We start from the raw sequence: 23892 nt of genomic DNA, 5'->3' as shown, positions 1-23892 counted from the left end.
GCGGCGGCAGGGAAGTGATCCTGCCGCCGCGTTTTGCGTGCCTGCTCCCTTGCTGAACCGTGGCCTTTGGGCTATAATAAAGAAGATACTTCACAAAAGCGAGGATGCCTGCATGGCAAAAGAAAAACTGAAAACCATATATGTCTGCAGTCAGTGCGGTGAGACCAGCCCTCGCTGGCTGGGGCGCTGTCCCTCCTGCGGGGCGTGGAACACCATGAACGAGGACGTGGTCGCCGAACCGGCCAAGAGCTCCTCTTCCCGTGCCTCGGCTCCGGCCCGGGTGACCGGCCAGACGACCCTCACCGCCCTGAACCTGAAAAGCGTCAGCACAACAGAGGAAAAAAGCCGCATTGTAACAGGCATTCGTGAACTGGACCGTGTGCTGGGCGGCGGCATCGTGCTGGGCAGCATGACGCTGATCGGCGGCGAACCCGGCATCGGCAAGTCAACGATCCTTCTTCAGTTGTGCGGGGAAGTTTCCAAAACGCACAGCGTCTTGTATGTCACCGGAGAGGAATCGGTTCGGCAGATCAAGCTGCGTGCCGTCCGTCTGGACGTGGCTCAGGATAACATTTCCCTGGTTGCCGAAAGTGATGTGGATGAAATCTGCGGACTGATCGAGCAGCTGAAACCGGGACTTGTAGTGATCGACTCGGTACAGACCATGCGCTGTACCGACATTGCTTCCTCCGCCGGAACGGTATCTCAGGTCAAGGAGAGTACGGCCCGGTTCCTAAACGTTGCCAAGTCTAACGATATTCCCATGTTCATTGTAGGGCATGTCAACAAGGACGGCGCCATCGCAGGTCCCAAGGTGATGGAGCACATTGTGGATACCGTTCTCTATTTTGAGGGTGACAAGACACTGCCGTACCGCGTACTGCGCGCTGTGAAAAACCGTTACGGTTCCACCAACGAGATCGGCATGTTCGACATGACCGGCCGGGGGCTGGCTCAAATTGAGAATCCCTCCCAGGTCATGCTGGAAGGACGTCCGGTGGGAATCAGCGGTACCTGTGTGGCCTGTGCCATGGAAGGCACCCGACCCATTCTCAGTGAGGTTCAGTCGCTGGTCACCAAAACTTCCTTTCCGACACCACGGCGTACCGCCAGCGGGTTTGATTACAACCGCATGTATCTGCTGCTTGCTGTGCTGGAAAAACGTGCCGGCTACTTTTTCGGCAATCAGGACGTTTATGTCAATATTATCGGCGGCCTGCGCCTGGACGAAACAGCCTGCGATCTGCCGGTTTGTCTGGCCATGGCATCCAGCCTGCTGGATCTTCCCATCGGAGAAAAAACGATTGCCATTGGGGAAGTCGGTCTGGGCGGAGAGATCCGCAGCGTTTCTCATCTGGAAACACGCCTGCGGGAAGCCTGCCGCATTGGCTTTGATACCGCAATTGTGCCAAAACACAACCTCAAAACCATCGATCCCACCCAGTTTGAAGGCATGCGCCTGATTGGCGTCTCCTATCTGCGTGAGGCAATCAACAGCATCAAGCTGAAGGACTGAGCATTTGCCAGAAAACGGACGAATCACAATACAGAAACAGAACACATAAAAGGAGCAGGACGATGAATGATTCGAAAAAGCCTTTGACCAACCCGGCGATGAAAAAGGCAATGGCCGATATGAAAGCCAACAATACCCCTGAAACTCGCAATCTCATGATCAACATGATGATGCGTTCCACCTTCCTGGTGCCGGTGCAGGTAGGCTTTGCAGGCCCCCCTCCAAAAATGGATAAAAACGGCAAGGTTCCGGTTCCCCCCAACACCAAGGTTTCCTTTGCATTGCTGGGTACTACCGATAAAAAGCAGTATTTCATGGCATTCACCGACTGGGATGAGCTGCACAAGTGGCGCAAAAATCCCGCACAGCAAACTATGATGCTGCATTTTGACGAGTACGCTGCCTTGATCGACAAGAATCCCCAGGTGTCCGGCTTTGTGATCAACCCCTTTGGAGATAACCTTCGCTTCGAGAGGGAAGTGGTCGCATCCCTCAAGCAGCAGAAAGATGCTTTTGCCAAAGCCGCCAAGGAGCGAGCTGCCCAGAAGCGCATCAACCCCGGCGACAAAGTTGTCATTGTTGAGCTCTCAGTCTACCCGGAGGAACTTATGGCTCCTGTCTGTGATGTTCTGGAAGCCAACACGCAGGTCAATGAGGCTTATCTGCAAATGATGATTGTCAATGACACGCAGAAGAGCTATCTGATGGTTCTGGATGCCCCCAAAGACAACGATCTGTTTACCAAGGTCATTCAGGCTGCCCGCCCGTATCTGCAGCAGGCCAAAATGGACATGAACCTGACCATCGCTGCATCGCCGCTGGGCCAGCAGGGAATCCGCGGCAGTGAGCCCTTTTATTCTCGTGCGCGCGGCCGTATCTATGAGCAGGACGAGGAGGATTGATCCATGTCCAAACGTCTTCTGGATTGTACCGCGAGCGAGATCCGTCGTTTTGATAAAGCCCAGCTGCTGGATTCCATTGCCGGATGCGAGGGCCGAGTCCTCGCGTGCGAAACCATCGGCATCACACAGCCTCTGCTGGGCGATATCACCAATGCGGAGTATGCCGCTTCTCTGGGAGCAGACATCCTGCTTCTGAATATGTTTGATGTGCAGAATCCGGTGATCCAGGCTCTGCCGGAGGTGCCTGCCAAAGAGACGGTTCGAGAACTCAAACGGCTGACAGGGCGGGTAATTGCCATCAATCTGGAACCGGCCGATCTAGCCGCTGCCCAGGCTGCCAATTCCGGTAGCTTGTGGGAGATGACGCCCGGTCGTCTCGCCACAGCGGAGAACGCCCTTCTTGCCGCAGAGATGGGGGTTGACATGGTCGTTCTCACCGGAAATCCCGGCAACGGTGTCAAAAACGACGCCATCATCCAGTCCTTGCAGGAGATTTCCCGCGCTGCCGGGGACCGTCTGATTCTAACAGCGGGCAAGATGCATGCATCCGGCGTACGCGGAGAAGGCGGTGACACCATCCTGACGGAACAGGATATTTCCGATTTTGTGGCGGCAGGTGCCGACATGATTTTGCTGCCTGCTCCGGGGACTGTCCCAGGCATCACACAAGAAATGGCCCATGACTTGATCTCTCAGATTCACAGGGTGGGCGCTCTTGCCATGACGGCCATCGGCACTTCGCAGGAAGGGGCCGACGCAGATACCATCCGCCGCATCGCACTGATGTGTAAAATGGCTGGAGCTGATGTGCACCATATTGGGGATACCGGCGTTCCCGGTATGGCGCTGCCGCAGAACATTCTCGCTTATTCCATCGCCATCCGTGGTGAGCGGCACACCTATCACCGAATGGCAAGCTCTATCAATCGCTGAGTATATTATTTGATGTTTGCAAAAAAGACGCTTTCCCAGGAGAATCCTGGGAAAGCGTTCTTTTTATTGATTTACATTTTATGGGAAAAACTGATTGCGTCTGAACCCATCCAGTCAATCTGCAGTGGATGTTCCATTGACGGGTGCTGAAAAAGCGGATATAATTCATACAAATCCCACTTATATCGACCTTTTCGGGGCGGTAACTCTCCGGAATACAGATTGAAGGGGAGAAGAGCACCCCACTGCCAAATGTTCCCAAACGAGACGAAAATTCCTTGTTTTCAATTCCGGAGATATGCTTTTTCGCAGCGGTTTTTATGGCACCAAGAATATTTTTGAAGATACTGCCGCTATGCGTGGATGCAGATAACACGCTATCCAACATGATCTGCCCGGTCAAATAATTTGTGACACACAAGACTTGAGTCATCCATGCAATTCACAAAGCTTGTCACAGCTGCAACTCGTGAAGTTCCTCCATGGAAGCAACCGATTCCAACCGCAGAGGGAAGATCTGAATACGTCCAACCTGCCCGGAAAAGCAATGCATGCTATTTCGCTAAATGTAAATTTAGCGAAATACAGGGGAGTGAAAATGCCTCTTTGAGGGCTTTTAGCTGATATATCGGCCCCAGAACTGCTTGGTCCTTGGTAAAAAGGCCATTTTTCATATTTCCATCAGATGCAGTCTTCAACTTTTACCCTTAGGAGTTTTTTATGAGCACCTATATAGATACCGTCCATCCGGAACGACATGCTCCATATTTGGACATCCCAGATGACGTGATAGATTATCTCCATTATCTGGACTTTGTCAAACAGCGTTCACCACGCACCGTAAACGGTTACTATCTGGATTTGCGCAGTTTCTTCCGTTTCATGGCCGTCCAGTGGAATCTTGCTTCCGAGGATACTGAACCATCCCAAATTGATCTGCGTTCCATCAGTACCCAGCAAATTGCCTCTGTACGCAAACGCGATATCTTTAACTTTCTTGAATTTGCTCGTGCGCAGTCTAACGGCGCCAAAGCACGTGCCCGCAAGCTCTCGGCTCTGCGCGGCTTTTTCGGTTATATGTGCACACAGGCCAATCGCTTGCACGACGATCCCACAGCAAACATCAGCCTTGGTACGCCGAAAAAAGCGTTGCCCAAATATCTGACGCTGGACGAAAGCATCGAATTGTTAAAAAATGTACAAAGTGATTTTTACAGCCGTGACTATTGCATATTAACGTTGTTTTTAAACTGTGGCATGCGTCTGGCAGAGCTCGTTGCCATTGATCTGGGAGATTTTCGTGACGAAACGATCCGTATCATCGGCAAGGGCAGCAAGGAACGGCTGGTCTATCTGAATTCCGCCTGCCTGCAGGCTTTGGACCACTACAAAAAAGAGAGGGCTTCCCTGCCCAATCTGGTGGACAAGAAAGCCCTTTTTGTTTCCAAGCGTACCGGCAAACGGCTGACCGCTCGCCGAGTGGAACAGATTGTTGCTCGCTGCCTGCAAAGCGCCGGACTCAGTGGAATGGGATATTCGCCGCACAAACTGCGTCACACGGCCGCCACGCTGATGTATCAATACGGTCAGGTCGATATGCTGGCCTTGAAGGAAATCCTTGGGCACGAGAATGTCTCTACCACACAGATTTATACGCACATCAACCAGGCACAGCTGAAACAGGCTGTCGAGTCTTCCCCGCTCTCCAAGGTGGAATACACTCCGGAGCCTGCTGTGCCACAAGCAGCAAAGGATGACGGCGAAGAGCCTGAGCCTTCCGATTCCCACGCCGAGACGGAGGCTTCTGCATTAAAGTAAAACACTGGCGAACAGTCCGGACGCAGCCGCGCTCAAAGCCATACAGACTGCACCGATGGCAAGTGTCAGCAGATACCGAAGAAGCAGTGCTCTGAGCCTTCGTTCCGGGGCGCCGCGTGTCCCGGCCCCATTGAACATGGCATAAAACAGACTCCCGGAAAGATTTGCAGCATCCCTGGCAAGCCAAAGCAGCAAGATGAGCGCCGCTGTGTTGGGCAAAGAGGTCAGCAGCCAGTATACGATCAGTCCGCGGGCCTCCCAATTCAGAAACACCGATGCCGCACAGATTCCCAGCAAAGTCCCCTTTGCCGCAAAAAACACTGCCAGCAAACCGCCGCCAAGGGCGTTGGATCCGCAAAGCAAAATAATCCCTGCCTGCAGAAACAGCGCCGAAAACTCTGCCCCAAATCCCGCCGCCAACGACAGATAATTCTGCTTGTCCATGTAATATTGAGCAAGTACCGAGCCGAAGTCCGGCGCTTGCTCCCGGCAAAGCAGAATTCCGCCAATATATCCGATCAAAAACAGGCCGCCCAGGCCTACACTCCATTCCAAGCCTCTTTCAGAAGCCAAAATTTTGGGCAAACGAACCGGTTGCCGGTCCGTTTGCTTTTTTGGTTGCCATATCGGCATTGTTTTTGCGGCACGCATCAGCGAACCCTCCGGCCTGCCGGCCTGACAGCTGTCAAAGCCCCGCCCAGCATGCCCGCCAGCAGAAGCATACAGATCAGGGCGATACCCCTCTGTTCCAACGCAAAGTTTCCCTTTAGCGCACTGGCACCGGCAATGCACAGCGAATAGAACACGCCGCCGCCAAGTCCGCACAGCAGCCTCTGGCGGCCAAATCCACGGGCCAGCAGCAAACCGGAAACTGCTGTTCCTGCGCCGGAAATCACACAGGCTGCCGGACGCACCAGATTTCCCGGCAATGGCAGTTTTGCAAACGCCAATGCCCCTGCCATAAACAGCAACAGCATCACTGCTATGCTTCCCAGAAAGGCCTTGAGCAGGATCATCATAATTTTCTGCTGATCGGATATGGAATGTCGAGTGGCTTTGCCTGTTGGCTGTTTCCATTTCAATTTGTGATTCATAAAACACGCCCCCTTGCACAGTAAAACACTATGCAAGGGGGCGTGTTGGTATGCGAAGATGTTCCGCTTATTTCTTTGCGCTATCTTTGCTGTCCTTGGAAGTACCCATATCCAGCTTTTCTACCGAGGCAATGGCAGAACGGCGGAAGCGAATCTTGACCCGGTCACTGCCGGTCTCCAGAACAAAGGTATCTTCCTTGATGGCAGAGACCCGGCCGACAATACCGCCAATGGTAGTGACTTCGTCGCCGATCTCGATCGAGTTACGCATCGCCGCATCTTTCTTATCCTGCTTCTTCTGCGGCAGGTAGATGATCAGGTACATAAAAACGACCAGAACAAGCATCGGCAGGACAAGCGACAGCATGCTGCCCGTGGACGTGGTTTCCAAAAACTGATACATAAAACAAGCTCCTTAATTCAACCGATTTGTTCTATTATACAAAAATACAGCGCATTACGCAAGCCTTCGCGGGCATTTTTTGTATATCTTTTCCTGCAAAATGCACGGCAGCCTCTGTTTTTGCCCGAATCAGATCCGGGTATCCAGGCGTTTGACATAGGTGTCATGGAACTCCTGATACCGTCCCTCATCCAGCGCCTGGCGGATACACTCCATCAGGTGATTGTAGAAGTACAGGTTATGCATGACTGCAAGGCGCATCCCCAGCATCTCATCCGCTTTCTGCAGATGGCGGATGTAGGCGCGGGAGAAATTGCGGCAGACCGGGCAGTCGCAGTTGGGGTCGATGGGGCGTTCATCCCGCTCGTATTTGAGGTTCTTGATATTGATGATGCCGTCCCAGGTGAACAGATGTCCGTGGCGGGCATTGCGGCTGGGCATAACACAGTCAAAGAGGTCGACGCCGCGGTAGACTCCCTCAATAATGTTGCCGGGCGTACCCACTCCCATAAGATAGCGGATTTTATCCTTGGGCGCATACGGCTCCACCGCGCTGATGATATCGTACATCACCTCAGCCGGTTCTCCAACGGCCAAGCCTCCGATGGCATAGCCGTCCAGATCATACTCGGCAATCTGCTTCATATGTTCCACCCGCAGGTCTGCATAGGTGCAGCCCTGGTTGATGCCGAAAAGCAGCTGATCCGGGTTGACGGCACGACCTTCATGTTTGAGGCGGGCAAGCTCCGTCTTGCAGCGCAGCAGCCAGCGGGCCGTACGGGCACAGCTGTCCTTGGCATAGCTGTGCTCAGCGGGGTTTTCCACGCACTCGTCAAAGGCCATGGCGATGGTCGACCCCAGATTTGCCTGGATCTGCATGCTCTGTTCCGGTCCCATAAAGATTTTGTGGCCGTCCAGATGGGAATGGAACGTCACGCCTTCCTCGGTGATGTTGCGCAGCTTTGCCAGGCTGAACACCTGAAATCCACCGCTGTCGGTCAGGATGGGGCCGTCCCAGCGGGTGAACTTGTGCAGGCCGCCCATATCCGCAACCAGCTGATCGCCCGGTCGGAGATGCAGGTGGTAGGTGTTACAGAGCATGACCTGTGCGCGGATATCCTTGAGATCGAACGCAGACAGTCCGCCCTTGATGGCCGCGGCAGTTGCAACGTTCATGAACGCCGGGGTCTGCACCGTGCCGTGCACGGTCTGGAATTCACCGCGTCGGGCACTGCCCTGCTGTTTGATCAGACGATACGGCATAAACGCCCTCCTCTTGTGTTTTTGATTATTCGCAATCCTCGCAGAATGTCTTGAAGGTCAGGTAGGCCATGTAAACGTCGCTCTTGGAGACGACCTCATAGGGAGAGTGCATCGAGAGCACAGGCACGCCGATATCAATGGTATCGATATCCTGGTTGGCGACATACTTGGCAACAGTTCCGCCGCCGCCCAGGTCGATCTTGCCCATCTCGCCGATCTGCCAGACGATGTTGTTGCGGTCCAGCAGGCGGGTCAGATAGCTGACCGTCTCTGCCGGGGCATCATTGGTGGAGGACTTGCCGCGGGCGCCGGTGTACTTGTAGACGGCAATGCCGCGGCCTGCATAGGTGGCGTTGTTGGGCTCGAAGGCATCCGAGAAGCTCGGGTCGTATGCTGCGGTCACGTCGGCAGACAGGCACTTGGAAGCCTGGAACGCCGTGATGTAATCCACATTCTGCGCTGCGCACAGCTGCTGCAGGAAGTGGAAGGTGTACATGCTGTTGAGGCCGGTAACACCGTCGGAACCGGTCTCCTCTTTATCGGTAAGGACGCAGACGCTGGTGTAGACAGGGTTCTTGGTCTCGATCTCAGCCATAAGGGCGGGATAGGCATCCACACGGTCATCGTGACCGTAGCTGCCGATCATGGCGCGGTCCAGGCCGATATCGCGGGCCTTGAAGGCAGGAACGACCTCGATCTCAGCACGGGTAAAGTCCTTCTCTGTGATGCCGTAAGTCTCGTTGAGCATGCGCAGCACGTTGAGCTTGACGCGGCTCTCCAGTTCCTTGTCCTCGACCGGAGTGGAGGCAATGAGCACATTGAGGTTTTCACCGGTAATGCCTTCGCTCAGGTTCTTCTCGTTCTGTTTGGCGGCCAGATGCGGCAGCAGGTCGGTAATGCAGAAAACCGGATCATCATCCTTCTCACCGATGCAAACATCGACCGTGGAGCCATCGGCACGGCAGATCACGCCGTGCAGCGCCAGAGGGATGGTGGGCCACTGATACTTGCGCACGCCGCCGTAATAGTGGGTACGGAAGTAGGCAAAGTCATTGCCCTCGTACAGGGGCACCGGGCGCAGATCGAGGCGCGGCGAATCGATGTGTGCAATGTTGAGATGGAATCCTTCCGCCAGGTTCTTCTGGCCGATGGTCGCCGCCAGAACGCACTTCTTGCGATTGATGTAGTAAACTTTGTCCCCCGGATTCAGTGCCTCGCCCGGGACAAAAACGCGGTACCCCGCCTGCTTCAGCAGTTCCTCGCTGTAGGCGCAGACTTCACGCTCCGTCTTGCCCTTGTCCAGAAAAACTTTGTAGCCCTCACAGAAGGCATTTGCCTGAGCCAGCATATCCGGTGCCAGGTCGGCCACCGTCTCGTTCTTGTAAAGAAGGCTTTTCAGTGTTTCCTTATCCATATTATCTATCCATTCCTTTCTTATTTGAAAGCCCGGCGCTCTGGCGTCCGGCCTCAATAGCAACATCAGTCTGCGTAAATCTCGCAGTAACGCTCATACGCGCTGGTCACCTTGTAGACATACCGCTGCATCTGGGTATACGGGAAACTGTCCAGTGTAACGCCGTCCTGAGAGTACTGGCTGTCTGACAGCAGACTGTCCACTGTTCCCCAGCCGCTGTGATAAGCGGCCGCCGCCGTTGCCAGATCATTGCCGTACCGTTGCAGGCAGTAGCTGAAATAGTAGGTACCAAAGCGAATGTTTGTTTCCGGATCATAGAGATCGTCGAAGGTAAGCTCCTCCGAAGGGGCAATTTTGGATTTGATCCAGTCAAAGGTAATTTCCGTGATCTGCATCAGCCCCCTGGCGTCCACATTGGACTGGGCCTGGGGATCGAAATTGCTCTCGGTGCGGATGATGGAGTAGAGCATCCGCTCGTCCAGGTCATACTTGCCCGCATAATACTCCACAAGGTCGGAATATTTGCGGGGATATTCCCACTGCTCAATTTTTTCGTGGGAGGAGATTACAAATATACTTCCAATCGCGATCAGACACAGCAATACGGCCGCGATCCGCAGCCACCATGTCCGCCAGCGATCCTGTTTTTCTTTTAGCTTAGTTTCCTTTCGGATCGTCTGTTGTGTTCGTCTCATGTGCCTCCTTCCGCAGAGAGTCCAATACGCTCCTGCACTGCAATTCAAGGTTGGCCAGACTGCCGTCGTTGCAGATCAGGTAATCCGCAGCGGCACAAAGAGTTGCCTCCGGCGTCTGCGCATCCAGACGGCGGCGTGCCATCTCCGCAGAAATCCCATCGCGCGCACAGATCCGTGCAACGCTCCGATCATAAGGAGCCGTCACGACAACAAGTCTGTCACACTCTTTTTCAAACGGGGTTCCCAGAATCACCGCGCCGTCCACAAAAAACAGCGCACAGCCATCCGTTTCGGCCTGTCTGGCCGCTGCCCGGATGCGTGACAGAATTTCAGGATGCGTGATATCTGTCAGTTGCCGGGTTCCTTCCGGTGTAGCAAAAGCGCGGTTTGCCAGCAGACGGCGGTCCAGTACCCCATTCTTATCTACAATATCAAAACCAAATGCATTTTGCAAGCGCGGCAGGCAGGGAGATCCCGGCTGCAGCACCTCCCGGGAAACCTGATCGGCATCGATACAGGCGCATCCCTGCGCCCGAAAAAAAGCGGAAACACTGGATTTCCCACAGCCGGAACGCCCGGTCAAGCCCACAATTTTCATATCTGCACCACCCGGAATGCCGCCGCACGGATCAGCCGGTTGTACACCGCCATGGACACGCCGTCCCGGCGGGGGCAGCGGGCATAGACTGTCACAGCGCCGTGGCGGTCCAGATCCCGCAATGCCGAAAAGAGCTTGTGTGCCTGTTCGGCGGGTTTGTTTTCGGAGCCATACTCAATGCAAGGAACCGGCAGCCGGTCTGCCTCGCCGTCGAAGCAAAGCCCCCAGACGCCCTCCCCTGCATGGTCGGCAACATACTTGCAAAAGGCATCAAAGCTGCCTTCCAGAATGGTGATCTCTGCCTTCGGGGCATAGTGCTTGTACTTCATTCCCGGTGAACGGGCGACCTCCCCGTCGGCCAGCTTTTCCAGAATGGCATGAGATACCAGAACCGGCTCTCCGAGTGCGGCTTCCAGCTGCTCCTTGGTCACATAGCCGGGGCGCAGCAAAACCGGCTGCTCTCCGGTCAGAGAAACGACAGTGGATTCTACGCCATAGGTACATTCTCCTCCGTCAAGGATCAGCGGCAGACGGCCGTCCATATCGGCAAAGGTATCGGCGGCGCTGGTAGGGCTGGGTTTCCCCGAAAGATTGGCCGACGGCGCGGCAAATGCCACACCCGATCGGCGGATGACCGCCTGCACCACAGGGTGGGAAGGCATCCGGACGCCGACCGTATCCAGTCCGGCGCAGGTCACTTCCGAGACTTCGGGGCCGCGGGGCAGCACCATAGTAAGCGGCCCCGGCCAGTAGGCCTTGGCAAGCTTTTTGGCACGCTCCGGCACCTCCGAGACAATGCCCTTGAGCATTTCCATCCCGCAGATGTGAACAATCAGCGGATTGTCCTGGGGGCGGCCCTTGGCTTCAAAAATCTTTTTGACGGCCTCGCCATTTCGGGCGTCTGCCGCAATTCCATATACCGTTTCGGTCGGCAGCGCGACCAGCTGGCCGTTTTGCAGGAGCTCCGCCGCGTAGGCCAAGCTTTCCTCATTGACCGGCATGACTTTCGTTTCCATATCTTTCAGCTTCTTTCCCTGAATCCCTTATCGTTTACTCCTGAGCATCCCGCGCCCGGAGCTTTTCTTCCTGATCGGCCAGCGTCAGCGGTTCCACAACCAGGTCCAGCGCTCCGTTGAGCACCTCTTCCAGCTTGTAAACAGTCAGCCCGATGCGATGATCGGTCAGGCGCCCCTGGGGAAAATTGTAGGTGCGGATACGCTCGCTGCGGTCACCGGTGCCAACCTGGCTCTGGCGCCGGGCGTTGTAATCGGCATCATACTCCGCCTGCTTTTTCTGCAAAAGGCGGCTGCGCAGCACCTTGAGAGCCTGCTCCCGGTTTTCACGCTGACTGCGCTGGTCCTGGCACTCCACCACCATGCCGGTGGGAATGTGGGTTACCCGGATTGCACTGGATGTCTTGTTGATGTGCTGGCCGCCGGCACCGGAAGCCCGGAAAGTATCGATTCTCAAATCCTTGGGATCGATGGAGAGCTCCACCTCCTCCGCTTCCGGCATAACGGCCACCGTGACGGTGGAGGTATGGATGCGGCCCTGGGTCTCTGTCTCCGGCACACGCTGGACACGATGAACCCCGCTCTCAAACTTGAGCTTGCTGTAAACACCGTTTCCCTCTACCAGAAGGATCAGTTCCTTGACGCCCCCCAGCTCGGTCTCGTTGAGGCTTACAATTTCGCAGTGCCAGCCGCATTTGGAAGCATACATCTGATACATCCGCCAGAGACTGTGGGCAAACAATGCCGCCTCCTCGCCTCCGGCACCCGCACGGATTTCCAGAATGACGCTCTTGTCATCATCCTGGTCCTTTGGCAGCAGAAGAAGTCGAATCTTTCCTTCCAGCTCGCTTTTATTTCGCGCGTTTTCGCATACTTCCTGCTGTAACATAGCTTTGAACTCAGCGTCAAGGCTGTTGCCCTGCAAGAGCTGCTGCATCTCATCCAGTTCCCGGCAGAGGTCCCGGTACCGATGGTAGGTCTCGATCAATGGTTCGAGTTCCTTGTACTCCCGGGACATTTTACCGTATGCCGAAGGGTCCTGCGCAGCATCCGGCCGGGACATCCGATGCGCAAGTTCCTCGTAATGGCGCTCGATCTCGTGCAGTTCCTCAAACATAGCAATCCTTCCGCCACGGGCGAACGATCACTCCTGACCCCGCAGCACCTTCTTGATATTCTTCTCAATCTTGACGCGGGGCAGCATAATCTCCCGACCGCACCCCTGGCAGCGGATCTTGAAATCCATTCCCACACGCAGCACGTCGAACCGGTTTGCACCGCAGGGGTGCTGCTTTTTGGTCTGGATCACATCACCGACCTGTACATCCATGACGATCCCGCCTTTCCTGCCGCATAACGGCACAGCAATATTATATACCACCCAGCCGTTTTTGCAAATATCCCCCGCCATCTCCGCATAGAGTAAAACACCGCTACTGCGAAAACCATAAGAAAAGAGGAAATGTGAAATGTTGGAATACCGCGCCGAAGGCCTCTGCCGAAACGCCAACCATCTGCGCCGCGATGAACTGGAGCATTGCATTGCCACCGGAGAAGTGCTGCAGAGCACCGCTCTTGCCTACGACACCAATCGCCGCCTGCGTTTTGAGCTGTGCGGTCACAAAGCCTATATGCCGTATGAGGAATGTCTGGATACCTCCCGCGGTGAGACTATTAAAGACATCGCCGTTCTGACCCGTGTGGGACGGCCCACCTGTTTTGTGATTACCGATCTTCGCCAGGAGGAAGGCTCCAGCGTCTATCTGCTGTCTCGAGCAGCTGCCCAGCGGGCCTGCCGCACTCAGTACCTGGATACTCTGGAAGCCGGCAGCGTCATTCCCTGCACCGTAACGCACATCGAAAACTTTGGTGCCTTCTGTGATGTGGGATGCGGTATTTCAGCACTGCTTCCCATTGACTGCCTCTCAGTGTCACGGATTTCTTCCCCGGCAGACCGGGTATCGGTCGGTCAGCAGCTTTTATGCGCCATCAAGACAAGGGATGCGCAGGGGCGCATCGTTTTGACCCTGCGCGAGCTGCTGGGGACCTGGAGTGAAAATGCCGCCTGCTTTGCCGCAGGAGAGACTGTCGTGGGAATCGTCCGCAGCGTGGAGGACTACGGCGTTTTTGTGGAGATTGCCCCCAACCTGGCCGGGCTTGCCGAACCGGACTCCACTCTTCAGCCGGGGCAGTCGGTCAGCGTTTACATCAAAAGCATTCTGCCGGACAAAATGAAGATCAAACTGGTGATCGTCAACAAGAATCTGGGGCAGTCCCTGCGGTTTGAGCCGCACTACTTCGTGACAAAAGGCAGGCTCAAACATTGGACCTATTCGACGCCCCAAAGTCGAAAACAGATTGAGACAGTCTTTTGAGCTTGTAACTTTCCGCGCAGTTTTGTATAATAGATGCATAGAAACTATTTGCGGGAAGTGATGGCAATGGCGGAAGCCTTTACCGCCGGTGTAAAGCCCGGCGGCCTTACAAGCGATACCGAGATCCGGATTCTGCTGTGCTACCTTGTCAAAACCGCCGCTCCGCTCACGCGGGACGCCATGCAGGGCGCACTCTTGCAAGAACAGCTGGTCAATTACTTTGAGTTCGTCAATGCCCTGGATGAGCTGGAAGATCAGCAACTGATCGAATCTACGGAGAAGGGGTATGTGATAACAGAGAAAGGCGCCGTCGTTGCAAGTACTCTGGCCTATGATCTGCCCCGCAGTGTCCGCGAAAGCGCTGTCCGTGCTGTGATCCGCATCCAGAGCTGGGTGCATAAAGCTGCGCAAAATAAGGCCCGCATCCAGCGTGACGGCGACGAATATCGGGTCATCTGTACCATTGAGGATATGGGCCGCGACAGTTTTCAGATTCAGCTCTCCATGCCCGACCGCCTGACTGCCGAAATGGTGAAAAATCGATTTATTTCCAAGGGCAGCCTGGTATATTCCCAGCTGCTCAATCTGCTGACACAGCCTGCTCTGGACGATGCGCCGCCCGATGCGGTGCTGTGAAGCTCCGGCACAAACAACCATAACAGCAAAAAGAGAGGGTTCGCTTCCCCAGCAACCCTCTCTTTTTTATTTTGTGTCATAGGCTTTTTTCAGCAGCCCAGATATGCCTTGCGCACCTCGATGTTGTTGGCCAGCTCATGAGCATCGCCTTCCATCTTGATGGTGCCTGTTTCCAGAACGTAGGCACGGTTGGCGATCTCAAGAGCCATCTTGGCGTTCTGCTCCACCAGAAGGACCGTCACACCGTTGCGGTTGACATCACGGATGATCTTGAAGATCTCCTTGACCAGCAGCGGAGACAGGCCCATGGAAGGCTCGTCAAGCAGCAGCATCTTGGGCTTGCACATCATCGCCCGGCCAATGGCCAGCATCTGCTGTTCGCCGCCGGACAGCGTTCCTGCCGGCTGGCTGCGGCGCTCCTTCAGTCGAGGCAGCAACTCATAGACCATGTCAAAGTCGTTTTGAATGGCCTCCTTGCCGTCCCGGCGGGTATAAGCCCCCAGCATCAGATTCTGCTGCACGGTCAGACCGCTGAACACACGGCGGCCTTCCGGCACCTGAGAAAGTCCCAGTCGAATGATCTTGTGAGCTTCCATTTTGCTGATGATCTCACCGCAATAAGTGATCTCACCGCTTTGCAGCTTGAGCAGGCCCGAAATAGCATGCATGGTGGTGGTCTTACCGGCGCCGTTGGCTCCGATCAGTGTGACGATCTCACCGTCATCCACATGGAAGGAGACATCCCGAATGGCATGGATCGAGCCGTAAAACACATTGATGTTTTTGACCGAAAGCATCTCACCCATCGTTAGTCACCTCCCAAATATGCCGCAATGACCTTGGGGTTGTTGCGGATCGCTTTGCCGTCGCCGCGGGCAATCACGCGGCCGTAATCCAGTACGGTGATCTCCTCACAGATACCCATGACAAAGTTCATGTCGTGCTCGATCAGCAGAATGGCAATGCCGAACTGATCCCGGACACTGCGCACGGTCTGCATCAGCTCCTCGGTCTCGTTGGGGTTCATGCCGGCCGCCGGTTCATCCAGCAGAAGCAGCTTCGGATTGGTAGCCAGTGCGCGGGCAATCTCCAGTTTGCGCTGTTTGCCGTAAGGCAACTGAGATGCCTTCAGGTTGGCCTGACCATCCAGATCAAAAATCTGAAGCAGCTTGTGCGCCCGGCGGTTCATCTCATGCTCCTTCTCCTTAAAGGAAGGCAACCGAAGGATGCCGGTCAGCATGCTGTAGCGGACCTGATTGTGCAAAGCCACCTTGACGTTATCCAGAACGCTCATCTCATTAAAAAGACGGATATTCTGGAAAGTACGGGCAACGCCCGCTTTATTGATGGCTTCAGGACTTTTGCCGGTAATGTCTTTGCCGTCAAGCACAATGTTGCCCTCAGTAGGGCGATAGACGCCGGTCAGCATATTGAACACAGTGGTCTTGCCTGCACCATTGGGACCGATCAAGCCGTACAGATGGCCCTTTTCAATGGAGAGATCCAGCTGAGACACCGCCTGAAGGCCTCCGAAGGCGATGCCCAGGTTGCTTACTTCCAACAAAGCCATTCAGGCCACCTCCTTCTTTTTGCCGTCAGACTTGCGTGCGCCCTTAAAGCGTTCGGCAATACGCTTTCTCCAGGCAATCATCTGCGGGCTCTGGTTGAAAATCATCATAACGATCAGGGCGATGGCGTAAATCAGCATACGGTAGTCGTCAAGGCCGCGCAGCATTTCCGGCAGGACCGTCAGCAGTGCAGCGGCAATGATGGAGCCGCGGATATTGCCCATGCCACCCAGAACCACGAAGACAAGGATCTGGATGGAGGTGTTGTAATCAAAGCGGCGAGCTACCAGAGAGGAGTAGTTCAGCCCGTACAGAACACCTGCCAGGCCGGCAAACACAGCGGAGGTGACAAATGCCATCAGCTTGTATTTGGTCAGGTTGATGCCCACGCTCTGCGCTGCGATCTCGTTGTCTCGAATGGCCGTGATGGCACGACCGGCACGGGAATTGATCAGGTTGATGATAACAAACAGTGCCAGAATCACCAGGACAATACCGATGGTAAAGTTCGAGACCGTCTTGATGCGGGTGATGCCCATGGCGCCGTTGATCAATGTGGTGCCGTCCGGCTCCAGCCCCATGGAGGCGGCGTCTTTCAGAGAGAAATGTACACCATTGGAGTCATAGCCCAAATAGCAGGCATTGATGACGTTTTTAATGATCTCGCCAAATGCAAGGGTAACAATGGCCAGATAGTCACCCGAAAGACGCAGTACCGGAATACCGATTACAAAGCCAAACAGGCCGGCTACACAGCCGCCCACCACAAAGGCCAGAAGGACAGCCAGCCAGGTGGGCAGCGACTGGCCGAGAAGCGTCCACACCAGCACGCCGGAGAAAGCACCGGCGCTCATAAAGCCTGCATGTCCCAGGCTCAGCTCTCCCAGAAAGCCAACCGTAAGGTTCAGAGAGACAGCCAGAACAACATACGCGCAGATAGGAACCAGCTGACCCTCAAAGGAGCTGCTGGTCAGCCCTGCCCCGGACAGAATCTGAACGACCAGGTAAAACAGGATGACGATACCGAAGGTGATGATATTGCTTTTGGTCGTCTTTTTCACATTTTTCAATCTTGTCAGCGGCACTGGTAATCACCTCACACTTTCACGTTGACTTTCTTGCCGAGCAGACCCGTGGGCTTGACCAGCAGGACAACAATCAGAACCGCAAAGACAATGGCATCGGAAAGCTGCGTGGAGATGTACGCCTTGCTCAGGTTCTCAATGATCCCCAGCAAAATGCCGCCGATAAGCGCGCCGGGAATGGAACCGATGCCGCCGAAAACCGCAGCAACAAACGCCTTGATGCCGGGCATTGCACCGGTGGTAGGAGACAGCGACGGATAGGACGAGCAAAGCAGAGCGCCTGCCACCGCAGCCAGCGCAGAACCGATGGCAAAGGTCAGCGAGATGGTGGCATTGACATTCACGCCCATCAGCTGTGCCGCGCCGCGGTCTTCACTGACCGCCAGCATGGCATGGCCGGGCACCGTATGGTTGACGAACAGCGTCAGCGCAACCATGATGACGACACACACCAGAATCGTTACGATCGTCTCGCCGGAGATGGTCAGCTGACCGTCAAACAAAGTGACTTTCTGAAAACCGACAACCGAGGTAAAGCTCTTTGCATTGGATGTCCAGAGCAGCTGTGCCACCTGCTGCAGCAGATAGCTGACGCCGATGGCCGTAATCAGGACCGCCAGCGACGGTGCCTCACGCAGCGGACGATAAGCAATGCGCTCGATCACAACGCCCAGAATGGTACATACCACCATCGAGAACAAAACAGCCACAATGGGATTCCAGCCAAAAGACCCGAAAGCAAAAAAGATGACATAGCTGCCGATCATGATGATATCGCCGTGTGCAAAGTTCAGCATTTTGGCAATGCCATAGACCATTGTATAGCCCAGGGCGATCAATGCATAGACGCTGCCCAGGCTGATCCCGCTGATCAGGTAAGACAAAAACTGCATTGCGAAACACACCTCACAATTTTCTTTTCCCAACTTCGCCCCTATGATGATTCAAAGGTGCAAAACGAACAGTTTTATGGTAACACAAAAAACGCGTCGAAACAATGCAGTTGCGGATAATCTGACGGTTTATCCCATGGGATATGTCTCATTTTCACGAAAAAGCACTGTTTGCTGCGCAAAAAACAAAAGGAGGCTGCCGAAACAGCGTTCGGTCAGCCCCCTTTGGCAAGCAGAATTACAAGTCAGGCAGCATCAGTCAGCCAGTACGTAAGCGCCGGACTCAATGGTGTAGACCTTCGGCTCTTTGGAGATCATGCCGTTCTCATCCCAGGTCTGGCCGACACCGGTGGTGCCGTCAAAGGACATGGTGGTGAAAGCGCTGGTCAGAGCATCACACATCTCGCTGGAGGACATATCCGCGGAGATGGCGCCATCCTGCAGAGCCTGGTAGATCGCGTAAACACAGTCATATGCATCTGCAGCGAACTGGTTGGGAGTCTCATCGTTGTAAGCAGCCTTGTAAGCGTTGACAAAGGTCGTGGTGGTCTCATCCTCGCCGAAAGCGGAGAACGGGCACAGCATCATCAGACCGTCAGCCAGGCTGGTATCAAAGCCTTCCACGCCCAGAATGCCGTCCATGCCGTCACAGCCGAAGAAAACCGGATCATAACCGATACGGTCGGCAGCAATCAGGACCTGGCTGGCCTCATTGTAGTAGATGGGCAGGAAAACCAGATCAGCGCCGGCATCCTGGCAGTTCTGAACCTGAACAGACAGGTCGCTCTTGTTGTCTGCCTGGAAAGATGCATCGCTGACAACAATGTTAAGACCCAGCTGCTGAGCCTCGGCCATAAATGCGGTATAAATGCCGGTGGAGTACGGATCGGAAGAGTCGTAGATAATGCCAATGTTGCTGCCCAGGTTGTTATCCTTGATATAGTTGGCAGAAACAACGCCCTGGTTGGGGTCGGTAAAGCACATCTGGAAGATGTTGGAACCGGTCAGCGCCACGTCCTCAGCAGAGGCGGAAGGCGTCAGCATGAACATATTATCATCGACGCACTTGGAAGCAACGTTCAGGCTGGGATCGCTGGTGACAGGGCCGACCAGAACCTGCATGCCCCAGTCCTTCAGAGCATTGTACGCGTTGAGCGCGGTCTCGGGATCGCTCTCATCATCCTCAAACTGCAGTTCAAACACGGTATAACCGGCAGCGGCATTGATTTCATCCACGGCCAGTTTCTCACCGTTCTTGACGGCATTGCCGTACTGGGCATTGCCGCCGGTGGTGGGGCCGATGCCGCCAATCTTGATGGTGGCCTGAGATGCGCTGCCCTCAGAAGTGGCAGCCTGAGAATCCTGTGCAGCGGAAGAAGTGTCCGTATTGCCGGAGCAGGCAGCGAGGCTCAAAGCCATAACGGCTGCCAGCATACCACTGACAAACTTTTTCATGTTATATCCCTCCTGTGTTTTTACAGTGTACCCTCTTTTTTGACGATGCAAAATAGAAAATGCACAAATACACTGTAATATGCTCTTTATTATACCGCCGTGTTCCCCCTTCTTCAATGCATCAAATCGCCATAGTTTGTTTACGAATTATTCATTTTTGTAGGCATTTTACATAAATATTAGTTACAAAACATTGTCAATCCAACAATCTGTCCAACACCGTGTGCAAAATAGGGATTGCAAACCCTGGGGATTTTTGGCATAATAAAGGTTAAATCTTATCGCCGCTGTGTGCGGCCAGACGGATATCAGGCCTGCAGGACAGGCCGAAAGGGGTTAGTATGAAACTGCTGGAAGAGCGCATCCTGCGCGAGGGTCAGGTACGGCCCGGAAATGTATTGAAAGTCGATTGTTTTTTGAACCATCAGCTTGACGTTGAGCTTCTGGACCAGATCGGCCAGGAATTCTATCGTATCTTTGGTCAGGATGGGATCACTAAGATTTTGACGATCGAGGCTTCCGGCATCGCCATCGCCTGCATGACGGCGCGGCATTTCGGCGTCCCTGTAGTCTTTGCCAAAAAGGCCAAGAGCAAAAATATTGACGGCGAGGTCTACACCTCTGTTGTGCATTCTTATACATACGGCAAGGACTATAACATCACTCTCGCCAAAAAATTTCTCTCCCCCAGGGACAAGGTCCTGATCGTGGACGACTTTCTTGCCAACGGCAAGGCCATGCGGGGATTGCTGGATGTCTGCAATCAGGCCGGCGTGACGGTCGGGGGCATCGGCATCTGCATTGAAAAGGGCTTCCAGCCCGGCGGCGCCGAGCTGCGTGCTGCAGGCTACAAGCTTGCCAGTCTCGCCATCGTCGACCATATGGATGACACTTCCCTCACCTTCCGACAGCAATAAAATTCTTTGCGGCGTATTTGAAAGTGACAGAATCGACCAAACTTGCAGAAAGCTTCTGTCTAGTGTAAAATAGATTATTCCTTTTATAAAATGGATTGTGGAGTGGAATTATGGCTGACGAAAAATTTTCCAATTTTCTGACTGAGATTATCGACGCAGATCTTGCCGAGGGCAAGGTCAAAGAAATTCATACCCGGTTCCCGCCGGAACCCAACGGCTACTTGCACATTGGTTCCGCCAAGGCTATTTTCATCAACTATATGATTGCCAAGGTGTACGGCGGCAAGTTCAATCTTCGCTACGATGATACCAACCCCGCCCGCGAGGATGACGAGTATGTCCAAAGCATTCTGGCCGACCTGAAATGGCTGGGTGCCGAGCCCAATGGCGGCATTTTCTACGGCAGTGACTACTTTGAGAAGTGCTATGAGTATGCCGAGAAGCTGATTCTGGAAGGCAAGGCATACGTGGATGACCTGCCGCGGGAACAGATGCAGGAATACCGTGGCAACGACGCCGGCAAGCCCAGCCGCCCCAGCCCCTACCGCGACCGCACGCCGGAAGAAAATCTGGATCTGTTCCGCCGCATGCGTGCCGGTGAATTTGCCGACGGCGAGAAAACGCTGCGTGCCAAGATCGACCTGGCCAGCCCCAACATGAACATGCGCGATCCGGCCATCTACCGCATCAAGCATGTGCATCACCATCGGCAGGGAGACAAGTGGTGCATCTATCCCCTGTATGACTTTGCCCATCCCATTCAGGACGCCATTGAGGGGATCACCCATTCCCTGTGCAGCCTGGAGTTCGAGAATCACCGCCCCCTGTATGAGTGGGTCATCCGCAACACTGTGGGCGGAGAATTTCCCAAGCAGAGAGAATTTGCCCGCCTCAATGTCACCAACACGGTCATGAGCAAGCGTTATCTGCGCGAGCTCGTGGAGAAAGGCATTGTGGACGGCTGGGATGATCCCCGTATGCCCACCCTGTCCGGTCTGCGCCGCCGCGGCTATACGCCCAGCAGCATCTTCACCTTTGTGCAGCAGGCAGGCATTTCCAAGGCAGACAGCCTGGTGGATATGCGCCAGCTGGAAGCAGTACTGCGTGCCGAGCTGGAACTGGGTGCCCAGCGCCGCATCGCCGTGCTCGATCCCATCAAGCTGATCATTGACAACTATCCCACGGATCAGTGCGAGTACTTTGATCTGCCCAACAACCCCAATCGTGACGCCAACGACGCTTCCACCCGCGCAGCTGCCTTCACCCGTGAGCTTTGGATCGACCGCAGCGACTTTTTTGAGGTCCCGCCGCCGAAGTTCAAGCGCCTTACCATTGGCAGCGAAGTCCGCCTGATGGGCGCGTATCTGGTTCGCTGCACCGGCGTAGACAAAGACGCCGAGGGCAATATTGTCGCCGTCCACGCCGATGCTGATCTGGAAACCCGCAACGGCAATCCCGCCGACGGCCGCAAGGTGCGCGGCACCATCCACTGGCTCAGCTGTGAACACTGCATCGATGCGGAAATCCGCCTGTACGACAAGCTGTTCACCGAGCAGAACATGGTGGTTCTCCCGGAGGGTGCCGACTTCAAAGACTATCTCAATCCCGAGAGCGTTGTTTCCGTTCCCCACGCCAAGCTGGAGGAATGCCTGAAGGACGCCAAGCCGGGTGAACGCTTCCAGTTCGTCCGTACCGGCTACTTCACTCCCGACAGCCATCTGCCCGGCGTCTACAACCGCATTGTCACGCTGAAAGACAGTTTCAAACTGTAATTTGCATTCAAATAAACAAAAATGTCCCGCCCCAACAGCCACAAGGCCGGTTTGTTGGGGCGGGACCCTTTTTATTCTGTTTTATTCTGATTCAGGCGGGCAGCTTCTCTGCCCGTTGGGCTGCAATGCGGCGTTTCAGCCAGCCTCCGGCCAGATAATAGCCGATAAAGCACAGGGATGCCGGAATCCAGGAAATGGGATAGCTGCACTCCACCATCCATACCGCCGGATGAAGCGGCACCACGGCAAGCAGCCAGACCAGCCGCAGACCGCATACCAGGAAACAGGTGATGACGGTCGGCACCGTCACATCGCCGCAGCCGCGCAGCGTGCCGGACAGGATCTCGATGCAGATATAGGTAATATACATAGGAGCCAGCACATGCAGCATCTCCACGCCCTGGCGCATCACAGCATCGTCCTGAGAAAACACGCCGAACAGAGGTTCCGCGGCAAGGTACAGCGCCACACTCAGGCAAACCGTAATGCCCGCTGTGATGGCCAGACAGATGGAAGTTCCTTTTTTGACTCGGTCATACAGACCGGCTCCAAAATTCTGCCCTGCAAAAGTGGTGACCGAAATACCCAGCGAGTTGACTGTCATCCAGAACAGAAAGTCGATTTTTCCGTATACGCCCCAGGCGGCGACCGCCGTAGTCCCGAAACCGTTGATGCTGCTCTGAATCATAATGTTGCTGACACTGTACAGGGCACTCTGTGCCGCGGTAGGCAGACCGATCCGGCAGATATCCGCCAGCGCTGCGGTGTCCATGCCAAGACGTTTCCAGTCAAGGTGCCAGGGCATTTCCGGCGCCCCTGTCAGGCAGCGAAGCGTCAGAACTGCACTGGCAATCTGGCTCAGTACCGTGGCAGCGGCCGCACCAGCCACTCCCCAATGAAATCCCGCCACAAAGATCAGGTCAAACACGATATTGACCAGTGAGGCGATAATCAAAAAATACAACGGCCGCTTGGAATCTCCCACAGCACGAAGAATACTGGTTCCCATATTGTAGAGCATCTGCGGAATCATTCCCAGGAAATAAATGCGCAGATACAGCACCGCATCGTCCAGTACATCTGCCGGCGTACGCATCCAGGACAAGGCCATCCTGGACCCGGCCAGGCCAAGCACCATCAGCAGCGCCCCGCCCGCGATGGCCAGAGCGATGGAGGTATGCACCTGCAGCGAGATTTTCCGGGTATCTTTTGCACCAAAACTCTGCGCCACGACAACACTTGCGCCGCTGCACAATCCGGTGAAGATGCCGATGAGCAGCTGGGTCAGCGCTCCCGTTGCACCCACAGCAGCCAGTGCCCGGGTACCGACGCAGTTGCCCACAATCAGAGTGTCCGCCGTATTGTACAGCTGCTGAAAAAAGGTGCCGAACCAGACAGGCAGAAAAAACAGAATCAACTGTGTGGGAATATTCCCCGTCAGAATATCTCCCTGGCGATACGCCCGCCGCATAAAATGCTTCCTCCTTTTCCCTCTCCGACGCACTGTCAAAGCGCATCGGATCTCTTGCCTAGCGGCTATTT

24 protein-coding genes are annotated in these 23892 nt (G+C 54.8%); 8 read left to right on the top strand and 16 right to left on the bottom strand.

The window, feature by feature from the left end:
* Nucleotides 1-112 precede the first annotated feature (112 nt).
* From radA to INF35_RS01720, 4 genes are all read left to right on the top strand, one after another.
* Entirely contained in the window at nt 113-1516 is a 1404-nt protein-coding gene (radA, locus tag INF35_RS01735) for a DNA repair protein RadA (protein WP_193499826.1), read from the top strand.
* Nucleotides 1517-1578: 62 nt separating this feature from the next.
* Nucleotides 1579-2418, top strand: coding sequence for an enhanced serine sensitivity protein SseB C-terminal domain-containing protein (locus INF35_RS01730; RefSeq protein ID WP_193499825.1), 840 nt, complete (start codon nt 1579-1581; stop codon nt 2416-2418).
* Nucleotides 2419-2421: 3 nt separating this feature from the next.
* Nucleotides 2422-3351: a DUF7916 family protein gene (locus tag INF35_RS01725; protein WP_193499824.1), complete on the top strand. Its 930-nt coding sequence runs from the start codon at nt 2422-2424 to the stop codon at nt 3349-3351.
* A gap of 720 nt (nt 3352-4071) precedes the next feature.
* A complete protein-coding gene (locus INF35_RS01720; RefSeq protein ID WP_193499823.1) occupies nt 4072-5169 on the top strand; it encodes a tyrosine recombinase XerC in 1098 nt (365 codons plus the stop codon).
* On the opposite strand, the gene INF35_RS01715 is transcribed toward INF35_RS01720, so the two are convergent.
* From INF35_RS01715 to INF35_RS01670, 10 genes are all read right to left on the bottom strand, one after another.
* Nucleotides 5161-5820 carry a hypothetical protein gene (locus INF35_RS01715; RefSeq protein WP_193499822.1) on the bottom strand — a complete coding sequence of 220 codons (660 nt, stop codon included), beginning with the start codon at nt 5818-5820 and terminating at the stop codon, nt 5161-5163. The genes INF35_RS01720 and INF35_RS01715 overlap by 9 nt on opposite strands.
* On the bottom strand, nt 5820-6263 hold the full coding sequence (locus INF35_RS01710) for a TIGR04086 family membrane protein (protein WP_193499821.1): 444 nt from the start codon (nt 6261-6263) through the stop codon (nt 5820-5822). The genes INF35_RS01715 and INF35_RS01710 overlap by 1 nt, the downstream gene beginning before the upstream one ends.
* A 67-nt stretch (nt 6264-6330) precedes the next feature.
* The gene (yajC, locus tag INF35_RS01705; protein WP_193499820.1) at nt 6331-6666 is read right to left on the bottom strand and encodes a preprotein translocase subunit YajC; all 336 of its coding nucleotides are present in this window, start codon (nt 6664-6666) and stop codon (nt 6331-6333) included.
* A gap of 129 nt (nt 6667-6795) precedes the next feature.
* Nucleotides 6796-7929, bottom strand: coding sequence for a tRNA guanosine(34) transglycosylase Tgt (gene tgt / locus INF35_RS01700; RefSeq protein WP_193499819.1), 1134 nt, complete (start codon nt 7927-7929; stop codon nt 6796-6798).
* A 25-nt stretch (nt 7930-7954) separates the two neighbouring features.
* The gene (locus tag INF35_RS01695; protein ID WP_193499818.1) at nt 7955-9343 is read right to left on the bottom strand and encodes an aminopeptidase; all 1389 of its coding nucleotides are present in this window, start codon (nt 9341-9343) and stop codon (nt 7955-7957) included.
* A gap of 65 nt (nt 9344-9408) precedes the next feature.
* Complete coding sequence (locus tag INF35_RS01690; RefSeq protein ID WP_193499817.1) at nt 9409-10038, bottom strand: lytic transglycosylase domain-containing protein; 630 nt, start codon at nt 10036-10038, stop codon at nt 9409-9411.
* The gene (coaE, locus tag INF35_RS01685; protein WP_193499816.1) at nt 10001-10636 is read right to left on the bottom strand and encodes a dephospho-CoA kinase; all 636 of its coding nucleotides are present in this window, start codon (nt 10634-10636) and stop codon (nt 10001-10003) included. Before coaE ends, INF35_RS01690 begins: the two co-directional genes overlap by 38 nt.
* A complete protein-coding gene (locus INF35_RS01680; protein ID WP_193499815.1) occupies nt 10633-11652 on the bottom strand; it encodes an L-threonylcarbamoyladenylate synthase in 1020 nt (339 codons plus the stop codon). The genes coaE and INF35_RS01680 overlap by 4 nt, the downstream gene beginning before the upstream one ends.
* Before the next feature lie 34 nt (nt 11653-11686).
* Nucleotides 11687-12766, bottom strand: coding sequence for a peptide chain release factor 1 (gene prfA, locus INF35_RS01675; protein WP_193499814.1), 1080 nt, complete (start codon nt 12764-12766; stop codon nt 11687-11689).
* 27 nt (nt 12767-12793) lie between these two features.
* Nucleotides 12794-12979, bottom strand: coding sequence for a DUF951 domain-containing protein (locus tag INF35_RS01670; protein ID WP_193499813.1), 186 nt, complete (start codon nt 12977-12979; stop codon nt 12794-12796).
* Nucleotides 12980-13118: 139 nt separating this feature from the next.
* Between INF35_RS01670 and INF35_RS01665 the strand changes: the two genes are divergently transcribed.
* Together INF35_RS01665 and INF35_RS01660 are read left to right on the top strand one after the other, a co-directional pair.
* Entirely contained in the window at nt 13119-14024 is a 906-nt protein-coding gene (locus INF35_RS01665) for a S1 RNA-binding domain-containing protein (RefSeq protein ID WP_193499812.1), read from the top strand.
* Between the two features lie 66 nt (nt 14025-14090).
* Nucleotides 14091-14660, top strand: coding sequence for a DUF4364 family protein (locus INF35_RS01660; RefSeq protein ID WP_235983079.1), 570 nt, complete (start codon nt 14091-14093; stop codon nt 14658-14660).
* 89 nt (nt 14661-14749) lie between these two features.
* Here INF35_RS01660 and INF35_RS01655 read toward each other — a convergent pair whose 3' ends face one another.
* From INF35_RS01655 to INF35_RS01635, 5 genes are all read right to left on the bottom strand, one after another.
* Entirely contained in the window at nt 14750-15466 is a 717-nt protein-coding gene (locus INF35_RS01655; RefSeq protein WP_193499810.1) for an ABC transporter ATP-binding protein, read from the bottom strand.
* A gap of 2 nt (nt 15467-15468) precedes the next feature.
* On the bottom strand, nt 15469-16230 hold the full coding sequence (locus INF35_RS01650) for an ABC transporter ATP-binding protein (RefSeq protein ID WP_193499809.1): 762 nt from the start codon (nt 16228-16230) through the stop codon (nt 15469-15471).
* Entirely contained in the window at nt 16231-17307 is a 1077-nt protein-coding gene (locus INF35_RS01645; protein ID WP_193500502.1) for a branched-chain amino acid ABC transporter permease, read from the bottom strand.
* Between the two features lie 17 nt (nt 17308-17324).
* Nucleotides 17325-18206 carry a branched-chain amino acid ABC transporter permease gene (locus tag INF35_RS01640; RefSeq protein ID WP_193499808.1) on the bottom strand — a complete coding sequence of 294 codons (882 nt, stop codon included), beginning with the start codon at nt 18204-18206 and terminating at the stop codon, nt 17325-17327.
* A gap of 255 nt (nt 18207-18461) precedes the next feature.
* A complete protein-coding gene (locus INF35_RS01635; RefSeq protein WP_193499807.1) occupies nt 18462-19661 on the bottom strand; it encodes an ABC transporter substrate-binding protein in 1200 nt (399 codons plus the stop codon).
* A gap of 341 nt (nt 19662-20002) precedes the next feature.
* On the opposite strand from INF35_RS01635, the gene INF35_RS01630 reads away from it, so the two are divergent.
* Nucleotides 20003-20578 carry a xanthine phosphoribosyltransferase gene (locus tag INF35_RS01630; protein ID WP_193499806.1) on the top strand — a complete coding sequence of 192 codons (576 nt, stop codon included), beginning with the start codon at nt 20003-20005 and terminating at the stop codon, nt 20576-20578.
* A gap of 110 nt (nt 20579-20688) precedes the next feature.
* A complete protein-coding gene (locus INF35_RS01625; protein ID WP_193499805.1) occupies nt 20689-22350 on the top strand; it encodes a glutamine--tRNA ligase/YqeY domain fusion protein in 1662 nt (553 codons plus the stop codon).
* Between the two features lie 91 nt (nt 22351-22441).
* On the opposite strand, the gene INF35_RS01620 is transcribed toward INF35_RS01625, so the two are convergent.
* Nucleotides 22442-23821: an MATE family efflux transporter gene (locus INF35_RS01620; RefSeq protein ID WP_193499804.1), complete on the bottom strand. Its 1380-nt coding sequence runs from the start codon at nt 23819-23821 to the stop codon at nt 22442-22444.
* Nucleotides 23822-23892: the final 71 nt, after the last annotated feature.

The organism is Gemmiger gallinarum (assembly GCF_014982805.1).
Lineage (GTDB): Bacteria > Bacillota > Clostridia > Oscillospirales > Ruminococcaceae > Gemmiger > Gemmiger gallinarum.
This window is presented reverse-complemented; position numbering and strand designations above follow the sequence as displayed.